The organism is Sphingomonas sp. SORGH_AS_0789, from assembly GCF_031453055.1.
Lineage (GTDB): Bacteria > Pseudomonadota > Alphaproteobacteria > Sphingomonadales > Sphingomonadaceae > Sphingomonas.
Genome location: NZ_JAVIYV010000001.1, coordinates 2,455,629 through 2,472,588, shown reverse-complemented (window position 1 = coordinate 2,472,588; position 16,960 = coordinate 2,455,629). Strand labels below are relative to the sequence as shown.

The window sequence follows — 16,960 nt, the reverse complement described above, 5'->3', positions numbered from 1 at the left end:
ACAGCAAAGACCCCAGCGGGATCCCGAAGGCCATCTAACCCTGCGAAAGTAAGAGCCGGGTTAATGGCTCAGGCGGCCGCCGCCGCGGGCGGCGGGACCAGCCGGGCCAGGTCGAGCACCAGCAGCGGCTCGCCATCGCGCACCACCATGCCGCCCGCCGCGCGCGACCAGCGCCCCTCGCGCGGCGGCGCATGCGGCATCGGGCGGGTCTCGAACGTCTCGATATCGTCCAGCGCATCGACCAGCATGGCGTAATAGTGGCCGTCCTGCCGGGTGATGACGGCGCGGCGGATATGGTCGGCGGTCGGCTCCAGCCCCAGCGCCAGTCGGGTGTCGACCACGGTGATGACGCGGCTGCGCAGCGCGGTCAGCCCGCGCACCGACGGCTCGGCACGCGGCACCGCCACGACCTCGCCGATATCGACCACCGAATCGACCTGGTCGGCGTCGAACACCACGCCTTGGTCGGCGATGCGGGCGATCAGGAACAGCGGCATCAGCGGCCTCCCCGGCGCGCATGGCTGGCCAGCGCCGCGATCAGCGCGGGGCGGTCATAGCGATAGACGCTGTGGGCATCGGACGCCGCATCGCGCTCGCGGCGCAGTCGCACCACCGGCGCGCCCGAGGCATCCTCGGGCAAGGGCTCGTCCTCCATCATCAGGCGGACCGCGGGAACCTCGTCGTCCGCCGCCTGCACCGCGCAGCGATAGCCATTGGCCTCCAGCACCGGGCGCAGGAAACGGTCCATCCAGGCCGCCCCCGCGCCGTCGAGCAGGCAAAGCAGCGGGCCATGGTCGCCCATCCCGCTCGCCGTGCCGCCGAACAGCGCCAGCGGGTCGAGGATCTCGATCGGCTCGCCCTGCCACACCGCGACGCCCAGCACCGTGCCGTCCCCGGGCGACGGGGCGATATCGGCGGGCAGCTGGATGATCTCCAGCGCGGCGGCGATCGCATAGGCGCATTCGGCCTCGCCATCGGTCAGGCGCAGCACCTCGATCTCGCCCCCGACGGTCGCGCGGTCGAGCGCCCGGGCATCGACATGGTGCAGCGGCATCGTCGTCTCGCCCACCACCAGCCGGAAGCGACCGCCCGAATGGTGGACCGCCGCCGCCTCGGCCTTTTCGACCCGATCGATCGCGCCCAGCGGCATCGCGCGGCGGCAGCCATCCAGATCGTCGAACAACAGCGCCGGGATCGCCGCTGCGTCGGCATCGTCCTCGCTCGCCGCGATGACCTCGCGGTGGAAACGGAGCCCGGCCGCCTGCGCCAGCCCGCCGCCGTCGAGCAGCAGCATCGGCAGGCCGCTGTCGGGCAGCGTCTGTCCGGCGTAAAGGCCGCTGCCCATCACCGCCGGGGCGGCGGGCTTGACCACCACCTCCTCGGTATCCAGCACATCGTCCACCCCCAGCGCATAGTCGCCGTCGCGGGTCGATATGATGACCAGCGTCATGGGCTCGGCGGGGCCGACGCCCAGGAAACGGCCCAGCGGCAGCATCGGCAGGCGCCGTCCGCGCACCGTCGCGACCTCGACCGCGCCGACCGGATCGATGCGGACCTGATCGCCGCGAATCTTGACGATCTCCTCGATCGACTGGCGCGCGATGGCGAAACGCTGGTCGCCGACTGCGACGACGATGGTCGACATGATCGACAGGGTCAGCGGCACCTGGATGGTGATCGCCAGCCCCCGGCCCGGCCGGTTGTCCAGCGCGACGCGGCCGCCGACATGTTCGATATTGGCGCGGACCACGTCCATGCCGACCCCGCGCCCCGACATGGTCGACACCGTGTCGCGGCTGGACAGGCCCGGCTCGAAGACCAGCTTCTGCTTGTCGGCGGCGGTCATCGCGGCCACCTCGCCCGCGCTTCGGACGCCGCTCGCCACCGCCTTGGCGGCGATACGGGCGACGTCGATCCCGGCGCCGTCATCCTCGATCTCGATCAGGATCTGGTTGCCCGACTGGCGCGCGGCGACGCAAATCTGCCCGGTCTCCGGCTTGCCCAGCCGGCGACGCTCGGCCGGGGTTTCGATGCCATGGTCGATCGCGTTGCGGATGATGTGGACCAGCGGGTCGCGCATCATCTCGATCATCTCGCGGTCGAGGTCGACATCCGACCCCTCGATGCGTAGCGACACCGCCTTGCCCAGTTCGGCGGCGGTGTCGCGGACCATGCGGGGCAGGGCGGAGAACAGCCCGTCGACCTTCTGCATCCGCGTCCGCGTCACCGTGTCGCGCATGTCGGCGACGGTCAGCGACAGCCGGTCGAGCGCCGCCTCGACCCGCGGGTCGAGCACGGAGTCGCGAAGCCGCCGCGCGAGTTCGTTGCGCGCCAGCACCATGTCGGACATGCCGCTCATCATCCGGTCGAGCAGGTCGACGTTCAGGCGGATGCTGCGCGGTGCGGCGCGGCTCGGCACCGCCACCTTGGCGACGGGGGCGACGGACGCGGTTTCCGTCCGGGTCAGCGCGGCGATCAGCGTGTCGTCGTCCGAATCGTCCAGCCCGGTCCCCGTCGCGATCGCCTCGACCACCGCGCCGATCCGGTCGACGATCCCCAGCACCGCATCGACCAGCGCGGTATCGGGCGTCCGGCTGCCGTCGCGCGCCGCCGCCAGCACGTCCTCGGCGGCATGGCTCAGCCGTGCGAGGCGCGGCAGGTCCAGAAAGCCGCAGCTTCCCTTGACGGTATGGACGAAGCGGAAGATCGCATCGAGCCGCGCCCGGTCGGCGGGCGCCGCTTCCCAGGCCACGATCTCGCCGGACAGCGCCTCCAGCGTCTCGCGCGTCTCGGCGATGAATTCCTGCAGCAGATCGTCCATAAATCCCCGAGGGCGCGTCCTTTCCGCTCCCTCTTGCCGCCACAAGATTAAAAGGGCGTTTACCCCGCGCGGATGGCCGCCCCCAGGATCATCGTGCTGGGCGCGGGCTCATGGACCAGCGTCATGCCACCATGTTCGTGGGTCAGCGTATGGACCAGGAACGCGGGCGCGGTGCGCGAGCCCAGCGGCTCGGTCCCCTGCCCCTCCATCAGCGTGCGGCCGATTTCGGGGTCGAGCAGGATGCGCGGCCCCTCGATCCGGATCGCGATCTCGATCGCCTCGCGCCCCGCCTCGGCCCCGATGTCGATCGTGCCGCCGCGCGCCAGCGCCTCGGCCGCGATCAGCGTCAGGTTCATCAGGATGCGCACCGCAGGCTTGGGCAGGCTGGGCTGTTCCACCAGCCAGCCGAGCGTCGTGCGGCGATTGTCGACCAGCAGCCCTTCGATCGCCGCCTTCGCCTCGCCCATGTCGACCCGCTCGGCAAAGCCGCCGCCCGCGCCGAAGGCCAGGCGGAAGAATTTCAGCTTGTTGGCCGAGGCGCGCGCGCTGTCGGCCAGCAATTCCATGCAGCGTTCGCGCATGGCGGGGTCGGTCTCGTCGGCCAGCAGCTCCAGCCCGTTATTGAGCGCCCCCACCGGGGACAGGAGATCGTGGCACAGTCGCGAACACAACAGGCTCGCGAAATCCACCGGGCTGACGGTCATGAAAAATCCCTCGACAAACTGGCCCTTTGTGACGTGGGCATTCGCTATGCGCAAGCAAGTGCAAGCGGATCGAAGCGGCCATGGCGTTCACCCGCCGCGACCGCGCGCCAGGCGGTGACCTGTCCGCCTCCCGCGATCAGCCAGATGCTGCCGTCGGGCGCGGCATCGGCGGCGTCGCGCGGCGACGGTTCGGCCAGCCCGGTCGGGTGCGAGTGATAATGGCCGATCACCGCCGCCCCGCCGCCCCGCGCCGCGCGGTGCGCCGCGATCAGCGCGGCCGGATCGATCTCGAACCGGTGCCAGGGCTCGGCCGCGACATTGGCGCAAGGCACGACCCCGTCGATGCGATCCCCCTGTCCCAGCAGCAGCCCGCAAACCTCCCGATCGGGCGAAGCGGCGGCGGTTTTCAACAGGAAGTCCAGCGTATCGCTTGAAATCGTTACGGTCATGCCCAATTTACTAAGCCATGGACCGGGGGGTTTCCATCATCGATGCGCGGATCGCGCCCACAGCGGATGGCTGGCGGTTGGACCGTGCGCTGGCCGATGCGGTGCCGACTTTGTCGCGCGAACGGCTGAAGGTGCTGATCGCCAGCGGCGCGGTGACACGCGACGGCGTGATGGCACGCGACCCCGCCAAGCGGGCGGCGGCGGGCGATCAGTTCCGGGTCGCGGTCCCCGCCCCCACCCCGGCGCATAACGAGGCGCAGGATATCCCACTCGTCATCGCATACGAGGACGAGCATCTGATCGTCATCGACAAGCCCGCCGGGCTGGTCGTGCATCCGGCGGCGGGCAATCTGGACGGGACACTGGTCAACGCGCTGCTCCATCATTGCGGCGGGTCGCTGTCGGGGATTGGGGGCGTGGCGCGGCCCGGCATCGTCCACCGGATCGACAAGGACACGTCGGGCCTGATGGTTGCCGCCAAGACCGACCGCACGCATGAGGGGCTGGCCAAGCAGTTCGCGGCGCATTCGATCGACCGCCGCTACCGCGCGATCACCGGGGGCATTCCGCGACCCGCCGACGGCAGCGTGGACGCGCCCCTCGCGCGCAGCCCGCAGAACCGCAAGAAGGTGGCGATCGTGCCGGGCGGCAAGCGCGCCGTGACTCATTACCGCACCATCGAAAAGCTCAACAACGCCGCGCTGGTCGAATGCCGCCTGGAGACGGGGCGGACGCATCAGGTCCGCGTGCATATGCAGTCGCTCGGCCACGCCTTGCTGGGCGACCCGGTTTATGGTAGAACAAAGGGTGCTCAAAAAGCCCTGCTCGATGAACTCGATTTCCGGCGCCAAGCCCTGCACGCGGCGCATCTGGGTTTCATTCATCCCATAAGCGGCCACGCTTTGGCGTTTGAGAGCCCGATGCCGCCGGACATGCAGGAACTGTTCAGTCGGCTTCACGTATAGCAGAAGACCGCCTCGCGCCCGACGACGGGGCGAAACGGAATGACGCTCCAGAAAGGGAGATAAGGATCATGGCAAAAGGCAGCAACGTCCCGGCGACGATTCCTGCGCTCGGCGGGGAGCAGTCGCTCAACCGCTATCTGGCCGAGATCAAGAAATTCCCGATCCTTGCCCCGGAGCAGGAATATATGCTCGCCAAGCGCTTTCAGGAGCATGGCGACCCCGAGGCGGCGGCGCAGCTCGTCACCTCGCACCTGCGTCTCGTGGCCAAGATCGCAATGGGCTATCGCGGCTATGGCCTGCCGACCTCCGAGCTGATCTCGGAGGGCAATATCGGTCTGATGCAGGGCGTGAAGAAATTCGAGCCCGATCGCGGCTTCCGCCTCGCCACCTATGCGATGTGGTGGATCCGCGCCTCGATCCAGGAATATATCCTGCGTTCGTGGAGCCTCGTGAAGATGGGCACCACCGCGGCACAGAAGAAGCTGTTCTTCAACCTGCGCCGGATGAAGTCGAAGCTCGACGCGTTCGAGGATGGCGACCTGCGGCCCGAAGACGTGACCAAGATCGCCACCGATCTGGGCGTCAACGAGGACGAGGTCATCAGCATGAACCGCCGCATGGCGATGGGGGGCGACACCTCGCTCAACGTCTCGATGCGCGAGGATGGCGAGGGCCAGTGGCAGGACTGGCTGGCCGACGACGCGCCGCTCCAGGACTCGGTCGTCGCCGAGCAGCAGGAGGCGGATGTCCGCCACGACATGCTGGTCAGCGCGATGGACGACCTGAACGACCGCGAGAAGCACATCCTGACCGAGCGTCGCCTGACCGACGATCCCAAGACGCTCGAGGAACTGAGCCAGGTTTACGGCGTCAGTCGCGAGCGCGTCCGCCAGATCGAGGTGCGCGCCTTCGAGAAGCTGCAAAAGGCGATGATGCGCATCGCCGGTGAGAAGCGGCTGCTGGCGGCGGCCTGACCATGACCGGCCGCACCGTCGTCATCGGCGGCGGCGCGGCCGGGATCGCGGCGGCCAGGACGCTGCACGATGCGGGGCGCGAGGTTCTGCTGATCGAGGCGGCGGACCGGCTGGGCGGGCGGGCGCAGAGCGTGCGACTGCCGACCGGCCATGTGGTCGATCATGGCTGTGGCTGGCTCCATTCCGCCAGGCGCAATCCCTGGACCGCCATCGCCGAGCAGGCGGGCTTCACCATCGATCGCCGCTCGCCCAACTGGCAGGTCCAGTGGAACGAGCTGGGCTTTCCCGCTGACCAGAAGCGCGCCTCGAACGAGGCCTATGTCCGGTTCGAGGATGCGGCGATGGCCGCGCTCGACGGGCCGGATCGTCCGCTGTCCGACTTCGTGAGCGATGACGATCCCTGGCGACCGATGATCGACGCGATCTCGGGCTATGCCAATGGCGCCACGCTGGCCGAGGTGTCGCTGCACGACTGGGCGGCCTATGAGAATGCCGCGACCGACGACAATTGGGCGGTGGTCGAGGGCTATGGCACGGTCGTCGTGCACCATGCGGGGAATGTGCCGGTGCGGACCGGCGTGACGGCCACGCGCATCGACCATCGCGGCAAGACCATCCGCATCGAGACCTCCGCCGGTACGATCGAGGCGGATCATGTTATCGTCGCCGTCCCCACCACGGTGCTGGCGGAAGGCAAGTTGACCTTCGACCCGCCCCTCCCCGCCAAGCAGGAGGCCGCCGCCGCGCTGCCGCTCGGGATCGCCGACAAGGTCTTCCTGTCGGTCGAAGGCCCCCTGCCCTGGCCCGCCCATGCGCATCTGACCGGCAATCCGTATAGCGCCTGCACCGCCAGCCACCGGCTATCCCCCTTTGGCTGGCCGATCGTCGAGAGCTTCTTCGGTGGCCCCTGCGCCGAGGCGCTGGAGGACGACGGCGCGGCGGCGGCCTTCGCGATCGACGAACTGGTGGCCCTGTTGGGCAGCGACTGGCGGCGGCGCTTCACGCCGTTGGACGCGACACGCTGGCGACGCGTGCCGCTGATCGGCGGCAGCTACAGCCATGCCAGGGTCGGTCATGCCGATGCGCGGGGCAGACTGGCCGAGCCGGTCGATGGTCGCCTCTTTTTCGCGGGCGAAGCCTGTTCGCGTGAGGATTTCTCGACCGCGCATGGGGCCTATGAAACGGGCGTGGCAGCCGCACAGGGCGTCCTTTCGGTCGGGCCCTAGGCATTTTCGTCCGCTTCCCCCATCATACCAACCGGGCATTGGCGAGACGGGGGCAGGATGCGGACGATAGGGTTGATCGGCGGCATGAGCTGGGAAAGCTCGGCCGAATATTATCGCATCATCAATCAAGGGGTTCGCGATCGGCTCGGCCCGACCGCCTCGGCCTCCTGCCTGCTCTGGTCGTTCAATTTCGCCGAGATCGAGGCGCTTCAGCACAAGGGCGATTGGGACGGCCTTACCGCCCGGATGACCGAGGCCGCGCGGACGCTGGAGGCAGGCGGCGCCGAACTGCTGCTGATCTGCACCAACACCATGCACCGCACGGCACCGGCCATCGAGGCGGCGGTGACGATCCCGCTCGTGCATATCGCCGACCCCACGGCGGAGCGGATCAAGGCCGCAGGGCTGCGGACCGTCGGGTTGCTCGGCACCGCCTTCACGATGGAGCAGGATTTCTACAAGGGGCGGCTGGCGGAGCGTCACGGGCTCGACGTCGTCATTCCCGAGGCCGCCGACCGCGCCGAGGTTCACCGCATCATCTATGAGGAGCTGGTCGCGGGTCGCATCCTCGATACGTCCCGCGACCGCTATCGCGCGGTCATCCGCCGTCTGGTCGAGGCCGGAGCCGAGGCCGTCATCCTGGGCTGTACCGAGATCATGCTCCTGATAGGCGCGCAGGACAGCCCCGTGCCGGTGTTCGACACGACCGCGCTGCATGCACAAGCCGCCGTCGAACGGACGCTGGCCGACTGAGCCCCGGCCATGAAAAAGGCCCCGGCTTTCGCCGAGGCCCTTTTCGGTCAGCGATCCGACGCAATCACCGGATCGGCGAGTTCGGATCCAGCCGCATGTCGAGATAGCGATCCACCGACCCCATCAGCTCGGGCATTTCATGCTCGAAGAAATGGTTCGCCTTGGGGATGGTGTCGTGATGGATGGTGATGTGCTTCTGCGTGCGCAGCTTGTCGACCAGCTTCTGGGTCGCCGCCGGGGTCGCGACCTCGTCGGCCTCGCCCTGGATGATGATGCCCGAGGAGGGGCACGGCGCCAGGAAGGTGAAGTCGTACATGTTGGCGGGCGGCGCGACCGAGATGAAGCCGCGAATCTCCGGGCGGCGCATCAGCAGCTGCATCCCAATCCACGCGCCGAAGCTGACACCCGCAATCCAGGTGGTCGAGGCTTCGGGGTGGAAGCTCTGCACCCAGTCGAGCGCCGAGGCCGCGTCGGACAGCTCGCCGATGCCGTTGTCGAACGTGCCCTGACTCTTGCCCACGCCGCGGAAGTTGAAGCGCAGGGTTGCGAAGCCGCGCCGCTGGAAGGTCTTGTACAGTTCCTGCACGATCCGGTTGTTCATCGTGCCGCCCGCATTGGGATGCGGGTGCAGGATCATGGCGACGGGCGCGCGCGGACGCGGAGCGGGAGCGAAACGGCCTTCGAGGCGGCCTTCTGGGCCGGGGAAAATGACTTCGGGCATCAAAACTCGCCGATCTGGATCGCGCTGGTGGAGCGCCGGGAACGTTGCGCTATATAGGCGGAAAGGCCCTTTTCGCAATTGTTCGATCATTCCAGCTAGGGAACGAACCCTGTCCCGTCTTTACCTCGATCATGCCGCCACCACCCCGATGACCGATGCCGCGCGGGCGGCGCTGGCACAGGGATGCGCGGCCTGGGCCAACCCCTCCTCCCCCCATGCGGAGGGGCGCGCGGCAAAAAGGCTGCTGGAGGATGCCCGCTCGGCCATCGCGCGGGCGCTGGGCTGGTCGCATGAGATCCTGTTCACCAGCGGGGCCAGCGAGTCGCTGTCGATCGCGCTGACCCGGTCGATGGCGGAGCGGCGCTTCGTCGGCGCGATCGACCATGACGCGGTGCTGCGCGCCGCCCCGGATGCCGTGGTGATGCCGGTCGGGCCGGACGGCGTGCTGCGCCTGCCTGACCTCAGCGGTCCGCGCGCGGTCGTGACGGTGCAATGGGCCAATAGCGAGACCGGCGTGAGACAGCCGATCGCCGAACTGGCCGAGGCGATCCACGCCGCCGGGCACATCCTGCTGGTCGACGCCGCGCAGATGCCGGCGGGCGCGGACCGCGCGGTGATCGACCATGCCGACCTCGTCGCGCTGTCGGCGCACAAGCGCGGCGGGCCGCCCGGCATCGGCGCGCTGCTGGTTCGCAACCTGGCGGTGCTGGCCCCGACCGGCGGGCAGGAGCGCGGCTATCGCCCCGGCACCGAGAATATGCCCGGCGTGCTGGGCTATGCGGCGGCGCTCGCGGAGCCGGAGCCCGATCATACCGCACTTCGCGCCTATTGCGACGATGCGATCCGGCGCTCGGGCGGGATCGTGGTCGCCGATGCCAGCCACCGCCACCCGGCCATCGCCAGCTATCACATGCCGGGCAAGCCGTCGGCCGCGCAGCTGATCCAGTTCGACCTCGCGCATATTTCGGTTTCGGCGGGGAGCGCCTGCGCCAGCGGCAGCCTGAAGCCCAGCCACGTCCTGTCCGCGCTCGGCTGGAGCGAGGAGGCGGGGCGCGAGGTGGTGCGGGTCAGCTTCGGCCGCTCCACGACGCGCGAGCATGTCGACCGCTTCGTCACCGCCTGGCGCGCCATCGCGCGGGGGACGCGCGTCGCATGATCTATCTCGACTATCAGGCGACGACCCCGCTCGCGCCCGAGGCGCTGAAGGCGATGCTCCCCTGGCTGGAGCAGGGCCATGCCAATCCCCATTCCCCCCACCGCGCCGGGCGACAGGCGCGCGCCGCCGTCGAGGTCGCACGCGATCAGGTGGCGGCGCTGCTGCCCCCGGGCGGGCGGGTGGTGTTCACCAGCGGCGCGACCGAGGCGCTGAACTGGGCGATCAAGGGCGCGAGCGGCGGCATCGTCACGACGGCGATCGAACATGCCGCCGTGCTCGACACCGCCCACGCGACGGGGCGCGACCTGACCATCCTGCCGGTCGATGACGAGGGGCTGGTCACGCCCGCGTCCGTCGCATCGGGCGTCGCATCGGGCGTCGCGCCGGGCACCGGACTGGTCGCCGCGATGCTGGTCAACAACGAGATCGGCACCGTCCAGCCCATCGCCGCGCTGGCCGAGGAGGCGCGTCGCGTCGGTGCCTGGATGCTGTGCGATGCGGTGCAGGGCTATGGCCGGATCGCCATTCCCGACGGCGTCGATCTGGTCGCGCTGTCGGCGCACAAGATCCATGGGCCCAAGGGTATCGGCGCGCTGTGGATCAGGGACGGCATCACCCTGCCCCCACTGCTCCATGGCGGCGATCAGGAGGGCGGCCGCTCGGGCACGCTCAGCCCCGCTTTGTGCGCCGGGTTCGGCGTGGCGGCGAAGCTGATGGCGGCGCGTGCCGAAGAGGACATGGCGCATGTCGAGCGGCTCTGGGCGGTGGCGATCGCGCAGTTGGGGCCGGACTGGACGATCAACGGGTCGACCGAGCGGCGCTATCGCGGCAATCTGAACGTCCGGCGCGAAGGGCTGGATGTCGCGCGATTGATGTCCGACTGCCGCGACATCGCCTTTTCGGCGGGAAGCGCCTGCGCCAGCGGATCGGGGCGGACCAGCCATGTGCTCCGCGCGCTGGGCCTGGGCGATGCGCAGGCCAGATCCTCGATCCGGCTGGGTTTCGGACGCTATACCACCGAGGCGGACCTGACGGCCGCCATCGCCCGGCTCGACGCCGCCTCCAGGGCGCAGCGGCCATGATCGGCCTGACCTTTATCGACCGCCGGGGGGATGCGGTTTCGATCCAGGCCATGCCCGGCGAGACGCTGCTGCGGGCCGGGCAACGCGCGGGCCAGCCGATGGAGGGCACCTGCGGCGGACAGATGGCGTGCGCGACCTGCCATGTCCTGATCGATACGGCCTATCTCGACCGGATCGCGCCCCCCTTGGCGGAGGAAGAGGATATGCTCGACCTGGTGCCCGATGCGACCCGGTCCAGCCGCCTGGCCTGTCAGATCCTGCTGACCCCAGAACTCGACGGACTGACCGCGCGGCTTCCCTGAACGCGCGATAACCAACTGGTTCAGCACGCAATCATCGCCGATTCGGCAATATCCTCCCATGCTCGCCGAAGGGCGGGCCTACCGGGAGTAAAGCGTTATGAAACTTCTTGCTGTCTTGGGCGCCGGCCTGATCGCCGTTTCGGGTATCGCCGCCGCCGCGCCTGCCGCCGCCGCACCGCATGGGCCGCACGACCGCTGGGGTCCGGGACCGGGGCGTGGACCGGGCTGGGACCGTGGGCCGGGCTGGCATGATCGCGGCCCCGGCTGGAACCGGGGTCCGGGCTGGGACCGTGGACCCGGCTGGCATCGCGGCAACAGCTGGGATCGGGGTCCGGGCTGGCGCGGTTACGGACGCCCGCGCGTCGTGTGCCGCTGGGTCCGCACCTGGGATGGGCCGCAGCGTCAGTGCTTTCGCCGCTGACCCTCTGACATGACGAACGGGGCCGGTGGGATAAGGGCTTGATCCCCCGGCTTCGTTTCGCCATATGCGCGGCGGGAGTCGGGCGGACGTAGTCATCGCCAACCCGGTCAGGTCCTGACGGAAGCAGCCGCAACGATTTCGCTGCGGGTCGTCCCGGCTCCCACCTTTCCAGCATTTCGGAAACGCGCGACACAGCGTCGCCCCAGCGCAGGCTGGGGCCTTTTCGCGTTGGCGCGATGCACTCGCCAGAGGCCCCAGCCTGCGCTGGGGCGACGGTTGCGTATGTGTCTTAACACACGATTTGACCTGACGCGGCGCGCCCGAGCGCCTATGTTGGTCGGCGATGCTTTCCCCTATCCCGACCACCCAGACCCGGCATGGCTGATTCGTTCGACCTGGGCGAACCGCCCCAGCCCGCCAAAGCGGAGGCGTATCGCGTCCTCGCGCGCAAATACCGGCCGCAGACCTTCGACGCGCTGATCGGGCAGGACGCGATGGTCCAGACGCTGGGCAATGCGATCAAGCGCGACCGGCTGGCCCATGCGTTCCTGATGACCGGCGTGCGCGGGGTGGGCAAGACGTCCACCGCGCGGCTGATCGCCAAGGCGCTGAACTGCGTCGGTCCCGACGGCAGTGGCGGCCCGACGATTTCCCCGTGCGGCGTGTGCGAACCGTGCCGCGCCATCGCGGAAGGCCGCCATATCGACGTGATCGAGATGGACGCCGCCAGCCATACCGGCGTGGACGACGTGCGCGAGATCATCGAGGCGTCGCGCTATGCCGCCGTCTCGGCGCGCTTCAAGATCTACATCGTCGACGAAGTCCACATGCTCTCCAAGAACGCCTTCAACGCGCTGTTGAAGACGCTGGAAGAGCCGCCCGCGCATGTGAAGTTCCTGTTCGCCACCACCGAGGTGAACAAGGTTCCGATCACCGTCCTGTCGCGCTGCCAGCGATTCGACCTGCGGCGGATCACGGCGGACAAGCTGGCGGCGCATTTCGCCGACATCTGCGTAAAGGAGGGCGTCACCGCCGAGGAGGAGGCGCTGATGCTCGTCGCGCGCGCGGCAGAAGGCTCGGCGCGCGACGGCCTGTCGATCCTCGACCAGGCGATCGCCCATGCCGATCTGGAGGGCGGCGGCGTCACCGCGGCGGCGGTCCGCGAGATGCTGGGCCTGTCGGATCGCGGCGCGGTGCGCGACCTGCTGGGGCTGGTGCTGAACGGCGACGGCGCGGGGGCGCTCGCCTCGCTGCGGCGGCAATATGACTATGGCGTCGACCCGCAATCGGTGCTGCGTTCGCTGCTGGAGACGGTGCACGGCATCACCCTGACCAAGGTCGGCACGCCGCATGACGCCGCGCAGCCGCTGGAGGAGCGCGCCGCGCGCGAGGAATGGGCGGGGTCGCTCAGCTTCCCCGCGCTGCACCGACTGTGGCAGTTGTTCCTGAAGGGCCATGACGAGGTCGCCCGCGCCGCCCTGCCCATCGAGGCGGCGGAGATGGCGCTGCTGCGCGCGATCCATGCCTCGACGCTCCCCGATCCGGGCGAGCTGGCGCGGCAGATTCGCGATGGCGGCGTTTCCGCGCCCAGCGCTCCGGCGGCGGTGCCACAGGCCGCGCCCACACCCGCGCCCGCCGCCATGGCCCCGCCCCCTCCCCCCGCCGAACCCGAGCCGCCCAAGCTGCCCGACAGCTTTGTCGCGATGATCGACCGGCTGGACGATATGGGGCAGCTGGCGCTTGCCGCGCGGTTGCGCCACGGGGCGCGTCTGGTGCGTTATACGCCGCCGGAGATGGTGTTCAGCGGATCGCGACCGATCGCGGCGGATACGCTGAGCGAGCTGATCGCGGCGCTGAAGACGGCGACGGGCCAGGTCTGGCGCGTCACGCTGGAGGATGTGCCCGGTGAGCCGACGCTGCACGAGCAGCAGGTCGCCGCCGAGGAAGCGATCAAGACCGCCGCGTGGGAGTCGGACATGGTCCGCGCCGCCCGCGAGGCTTTCCCCGAGGCCGAGTTGATGGAATGGCCCGGCAAACGCAGTGTGAACGGAGCATGATGTGAAGAATCTCGACGAAATCCTGGCCATGGCCCAGAACGTCCAGAACGAACTGGAAAAGGCGCAGGCCAATCTCGACAATATCGAGGTCGAAGGCGTCTCGGGCGGCGGGCTGGTGAAGGTCAAGGCGTCGGCCAAGGGCCGGATCATCGGCATCACCATCGACGACTCGCTGATGCAGCCGTCGGAAAAGGGCATGCTGGAGGATCTGCTCGCCGCCGCGATCAACGACGCGCGGACCAAGGCGGATGCCGCTTCGGGCAGCGAAATGTCCAAGATGACCAGCGGCCTGTCGCTGCCGCCGGGCTTCAAGCTGCCCTTCTGATCCGCTTCCAGTCGTTTCGGGAACGGTATGGCGGTCATGGCGTTGCCCCCTCCATAATCAAGAGGAGGGAATGTCATGGCCGATGAACGTGTTACCGAAACCTATGGCACCCAGCAGCCGCATACCACGGTGATCGAGCGGCGCAGCGGCGGCGGTGGCGGCATGGCGATCGCCATCGTGCTGCTGATCGCGGTGCTGGTCGGCGGCTTCTATCTGTTCAGCCGGGGCGGCGCGGAAAACCGCCGGGACGCGGCCGTCACCTCGGCCGCCAAGAGCGTCGGCGATACCGCCAAGAAGGCGGGCGACGCGATTTCGGGCGACGCCAAGTAAAGCGATCCGCGACCGGCCGGGCCTATCGACGCCCGGTCGGTTGCGACGATGGCGGGTCGATCTCCGCATCCGGGTCGATCAATCGGGTCAGCACCTTGCGGCCGAGGGTCAGCGGATCGCGGCCACCGCCATAGCCCGCCTGCCCCGCCTCGCCGGTCGTGCAGCGTCTTTGTCCGGCATGGATGCCGCAGGGGCCCGTACCACCCAGGACATTCGCACCGCTCAACCCCGCGCCCCCTTCGTCCGCCGCGCCGGACGGTCCGCGCGCGGACGGCGGTATCCGATAGCGTTCGGCCGCATCGCGGCGACCGCATACCACGATTTCGTCTTGGGTCCGGGGACATTCGGATCGCGGCGTGATGCGGGGCAACGGCAGAGCCGAGGGCACGGCCTGGAGCAGCATCAGTCCGATTACGGCAGGCATCGCATGGGCTTCCCGTGGAATCCCCGCGATCGTCGTGGAGGATCGTGGCTTTTGCGAGGCGGATGTTGCCGGAGCGTGGTCCCGTGGGGCGACCGCCCTCCCCCATCCCCTCCCGCCTGCGGGAGGGGATGGGGGAGGGCACGGTGTCTCACCGAGCCCCCACCCCGTTACCGGATACAGGCATCCAGCCCCTGCCGCCGCACCACGCCCACATAGCGCGCGATGACGTTGCCGTGCCTGCGCACGAACCCGGTCGGCGCCACCGCCGCGCGCTTCTTGGGAAGGGGCAGGACCGCCGCGATCCGGGCCGCCTCGGTCGGCGACAGATGCGAGGCGTCATGGCCGAAATAGCGCATCGCCCCGGCATTGGCTCCGTACGTCCCGATCCCGGTCTCGGCGATGTTGAGATAGACCTCCATGATCCGCCGCTTGCCCCACAGCGTTTCGATCAGGAAGGTGAACCAGGCCTCGAACGCCTTGCGGACATAGCCGCCATTCTGAAACAGGAAGGCGTTCTTGGCGGTCTGCTGGCTGATCGTCGAGCCGCCGCGGATCCGCCCGCCCTTGGCGTTGCGATAGGCGGCGCTGGCCATCGCCTTGAAATCGAATCCGTTATGCGAGCAGAAACGGGCATCCTCGCCCGCGATCGCCGCGCGCGCCATGTCGGGGTCCATCTCCGACAAGGGCATCCAGTCCTTGGTCACGCCATGCCCGCCGATCACATCGCCCAGCATGGTGAAGGTGATGGGCGGCGGCACGAAGCGATAGATGCCGACCCAGACGACACTGACGATCACAAAGGCGAGCGCGGCCTTCAGGGCCCAGCGAGCGATGCGGAACATGAGGGGGCTTTAGCGGGGTTTGAGCGGCAGGTCACTTGCAACCGAACCCCGTTCCCCGGCGAAGGCCGGGGCCCAGTTCCTTCACGATCGAAGGTGCGCAGGCGGTGCGTGGGAGGCATATTCAGGGCGGGGTGCTTTTTGCCTCCCACGCGACGCCTTTGCGCGCCTCCAGCCCTTGAGAAACTGGGCCCCGGCCTTCGCCGGGGAACAGGTGTCACATCGTCCAGATCAGGACATTGCCGACCAGCACCACCGCCATCACCAGCATCAGTGCGCCCTTGCGCCGATCCCCGCGCCGGATCGTCGCCACCCCGCCGGCCACACAGGCAAAGGCCGCCAGCATCGCGATCCCCGGCGCGGCCTGGGCGATGGCCTCCGTCATCCGGCCAGCACGCGGGCATAGGCGGCACGGTCGACATTGCCGCCCGACAGGATGACCAGCATCCCATCCTCCGCCGCCACCTTGCCCGCCAGCAAGGCCGCCAGCGCCGCCGCGCCGCCCGGCTCGATCACCAGCCGCAGCCGTTCGGCGGCGAAGCGCTGCGCCGCCGCCACCTCCACCTCGGACACCGCGACGCCCTCCGCCCCGCGCCGCGCCAGCACCTCGAAGGTCAGCGGCGACACGCGCGTCGTCTGGAGCGAGTCGCAGGCGGTCGGCGGGGGATTGTCGCCCACCGGCTCGATCCATCCGGCCTCCAGCGAGCGGCGCATATCGTCCCAGCCCTCGGGCTCGACCACCGTCACCCGCGCTTCGGGCAGCGCCAGCGTCAGCCCCGCCGCCAGCCCACCGCCGCCGCAGGGCGTCACGACATGCGCGGGCGTGGGCAGGCCCAGCGCGGCCATCTGCGCCGCCGCCTCGACGCCCGCAGAGCCCTGCCCCTCGATCACCCAGGGATCGTCAAAGCTCGGCACCAGCGTCGCGCCGCGCGCCTCGGCCAGTCGCCGGGCGATCTTCTCGCGGCTTTCGGTCGCGCGATCATAATCGACGATCTCCGCCCCCAGCGCGAGAGTCCCCTCGCGCTTCGACGCGGGCGCATCGGCGGGCATCACGATGGTCGCGGCGATCCCCAGCCGCCGCGCGGCCCAGGCGATTCCCTGCGCATGATTGCCCGAGGAGAAGGCGACGACCCCGCGTGCCCTGGAATCGGCGTCCAACGCGGTTAACCGATGCCATGCGCCGCGCAGCTTGAACGCGCCGATCGGCTGCAAGGATTCGGCCTTGAAGGCCACCGCTTTCCCGTTGATATTAAGCGAGAATAGTGGCGATGGCGGCAACACCCGCGCGATCTTTTCGGCGGCGTCGCGGACCCCGGCTTTTGTCGGCTGTCTTAGGATTGTCACTTTTTATCTCCGCCTCGCTTTCTACCGCTTTACATTAGAAAAAGTGGACCCTATTTCGCGCCTCCGC

20 protein-coding genes and 1 other RNA gene are annotated in these 16,960 nt (G+C 69.1%); 12 read left to right on the top strand and 9 right to left on the bottom strand.

The genetic code is table 11. The annotated features are described in order from the left end of the window. Window positions 1-68: 68 nt before the first annotated feature. From QE360_RS11405 to QE360_RS11390, 4 genes are read right to left on the bottom strand one after another with little or no spacing between them, the layout of a single operon-like run. The gene (locus QE360_RS11405; protein ID WP_309696583.1) at window positions 69-497 is read right to left on the bottom strand and encodes a chemotaxis protein CheW; all 429 of its coding nucleotides are present in this window, start codon (window positions 495-497) and stop codon (window positions 69-71) included. Then, entirely contained in the window at window positions 497-2,821 is a 2,325-nt protein-coding gene (locus QE360_RS11400) for a chemotaxis protein CheA (protein WP_309701642.1), read from the bottom strand. The genes QE360_RS11405 and QE360_RS11400 overlap by 1 nt, the downstream gene beginning before the upstream one ends. A gap of 59 nt (window positions 2,822-2,880) precedes the next feature. Then, a complete protein-coding gene (locus QE360_RS11395) occupies window positions 2,881-3,525 on the bottom strand; it encodes a histidine phosphotransferase family protein (protein ID WP_309701640.1) in 645 nt (214 codons plus the stop codon). A gap of 44 nt (window positions 3,526-3,569) precedes the next feature. Next, window positions 3,570-3,974, bottom strand: coding sequence for a M67 family metallopeptidase (locus QE360_RS11390; protein WP_309701638.1), 405 nt, complete (start codon window positions 3,972-3,974; stop codon window positions 3,570-3,572). Between the two features lie 17 nt (window positions 3,975-3,991). Between QE360_RS11390 and QE360_RS11385 the strand changes: the two genes are divergently transcribed. From QE360_RS11385 to QE360_RS11370, 4 genes are all read left to right on the top strand, one after another. Next, window positions 3,992-4,939, top strand: a complete 948-nt coding sequence (locus QE360_RS11385; protein WP_309701636.1) for an RluA family pseudouridine synthase — start codon at window positions 3,992-3,994, stop codon at window positions 4,937-4,939. Between the two features lie 68 nt (window positions 4,940-5,007). Then, entirely contained in the window at window positions 5,008-5,913 is a 906-nt protein-coding gene (gene rpoH / locus QE360_RS11380) for an RNA polymerase sigma factor RpoH (RefSeq protein ID WP_007404166.1), read from the top strand. Window positions 5,914-5,915: 2 nt separating this feature from the next. Further along, window positions 5,916-7,139, top strand: a complete 1,224-nt coding sequence (locus QE360_RS11375; protein WP_309701634.1) for an NAD(P)/FAD-dependent oxidoreductase — start codon at window positions 5,916-5,918, stop codon at window positions 7,137-7,139. Window positions 7,140-7,196: 57 nt separating this feature from the next. Further along, complete coding sequence (locus tag QE360_RS11370) at window positions 7,197-7,892, top strand: aspartate/glutamate racemase family protein (protein ID WP_309701633.1); 696 nt, start codon at window positions 7,197-7,199, stop codon at window positions 7,890-7,892. Between the two features lie 64 nt (window positions 7,893-7,956). Here the strand turns inward: QE360_RS11370 and QE360_RS11365 are convergent, their stop codons facing one another. Then, window positions 7,957-8,613, bottom strand: coding sequence for an alpha/beta hydrolase (locus tag QE360_RS11365; protein WP_007404127.1), 657 nt, complete (start codon window positions 8,611-8,613; stop codon window positions 7,957-7,959). A 109-nt stretch (window positions 8,614-8,722) separates the two neighbouring features. On the opposite strand from QE360_RS11365, the gene QE360_RS11360 reads away from it, so the two are divergent. From QE360_RS11360 to QE360_RS11325, 8 genes are all read left to right on the top strand, one after another. After that, window positions 8,723-9,769: an aminotransferase class V-fold PLP-dependent enzyme gene (locus QE360_RS11360; protein ID WP_309704143.1), complete on the top strand. Its 1,047-nt coding sequence runs from the start codon at window positions 8,723-8,725 to the stop codon at window positions 9,767-9,769. Beyond that, window positions 9,766-10,851: a cysteine desulfurase family protein gene (locus tag QE360_RS11355; RefSeq protein WP_309701631.1), complete on the top strand. Its 1,086-nt coding sequence runs from the start codon at window positions 9,766-9,768 to the stop codon at window positions 10,849-10,851. The genes QE360_RS11360 and QE360_RS11355 overlap by 4 nt, the downstream gene beginning before the upstream one ends. Next, window positions 10,848-11,153 carry a 2Fe-2S iron-sulfur cluster-binding protein gene (locus QE360_RS11350; protein ID WP_309701629.1) on the top strand — a complete coding sequence of 102 codons (306 nt, stop codon included), beginning with the start codon at window positions 10,848-10,850 and terminating at the stop codon, window positions 11,151-11,153. Before QE360_RS11355 ends, QE360_RS11350 begins: the two co-directional genes overlap by 4 nt. Window positions 11,154-11,250: 97 nt before the next feature. Further along, window positions 11,251-11,574 (top strand): hypothetical protein, encoded by a 324-nt coding sequence (locus QE360_RS11345; protein WP_307099996.1) that lies wholly within the window; start codon window positions 11,251-11,253, stop codon window positions 11,572-11,574. A 70-nt stretch (window positions 11,575-11,644) separates the two neighbouring features. Beyond that, window positions 11,645-11,742, top strand: an RNA gene (ffs, locus tag QE360_RS11340) — signal recognition particle sRNA small type. A gap of 209 nt (window positions 11,743-11,951) precedes the next feature. After that, window positions 11,952-13,631, top strand: a complete 1,680-nt coding sequence (locus QE360_RS11335; RefSeq protein ID WP_309701626.1) for a DNA polymerase III subunit gamma/tau — start codon at window positions 11,952-11,954, stop codon at window positions 13,629-13,631. A 1-nt stretch (window position 13,632) separates the two neighbouring features. Further along, window positions 13,633-13,956: a YbaB/EbfC family nucleoid-associated protein gene (locus tag QE360_RS11330; protein WP_309701624.1), complete on the top strand. Its 324-nt coding sequence runs from the start codon at window positions 13,633-13,635 to the stop codon at window positions 13,954-13,956. 75 nt (window positions 13,957-14,031) lie between these two features. After that, complete coding sequence (locus QE360_RS11325) at window positions 14,032-14,286, top strand: hypothetical protein (protein ID WP_219020342.1); 255 nt, start codon at window positions 14,032-14,034, stop codon at window positions 14,284-14,286. Between the two features lie 22 nt (window positions 14,287-14,308). Here the strand turns inward: QE360_RS11325 and QE360_RS11320 are convergent, their stop codons facing one another. The 4 genes from QE360_RS11320 to QE360_RS11305 all read right to left on the bottom strand — a co-directional run bounded on the left by QE360_RS11320 (window position 14,309) and on the right by QE360_RS11305 (window position 16,839). Then, a complete protein-coding gene (locus QE360_RS11320) occupies window positions 14,309-14,710 on the bottom strand; it encodes a hypothetical protein (protein WP_309701622.1) in 402 nt (133 codons plus the stop codon). Window positions 14,711-14,877: 167 nt separating this feature from the next. Next, window positions 14,878-15,552 carry a monofunctional biosynthetic peptidoglycan transglycosylase gene (gene mtgA, locus QE360_RS11315; RefSeq protein ID WP_307100004.1) on the bottom strand — a complete coding sequence of 225 codons (675 nt, stop codon included), beginning with the start codon at window positions 15,550-15,552 and terminating at the stop codon, window positions 14,878-14,880. A gap of 214 nt (window positions 15,553-15,766) precedes the next feature. Beyond that, entirely contained in the window at window positions 15,767-15,934 is a 168-nt protein-coding gene (locus QE360_RS11310; protein WP_309701619.1) for a hypothetical protein, read from the bottom strand. Beyond that, window positions 15,931-16,839: a pyridoxal-phosphate dependent enzyme gene (locus QE360_RS11305; protein WP_309704141.1), complete on the bottom strand. Its 909-nt coding sequence runs from the start codon at window positions 16,837-16,839 to the stop codon at window positions 15,931-15,933. The genes QE360_RS11310 and QE360_RS11305 overlap by 4 nt, the downstream gene beginning before the upstream one ends. Between the last annotated feature and the right edge of the window lie 121 nt (window positions 16,840-16,960).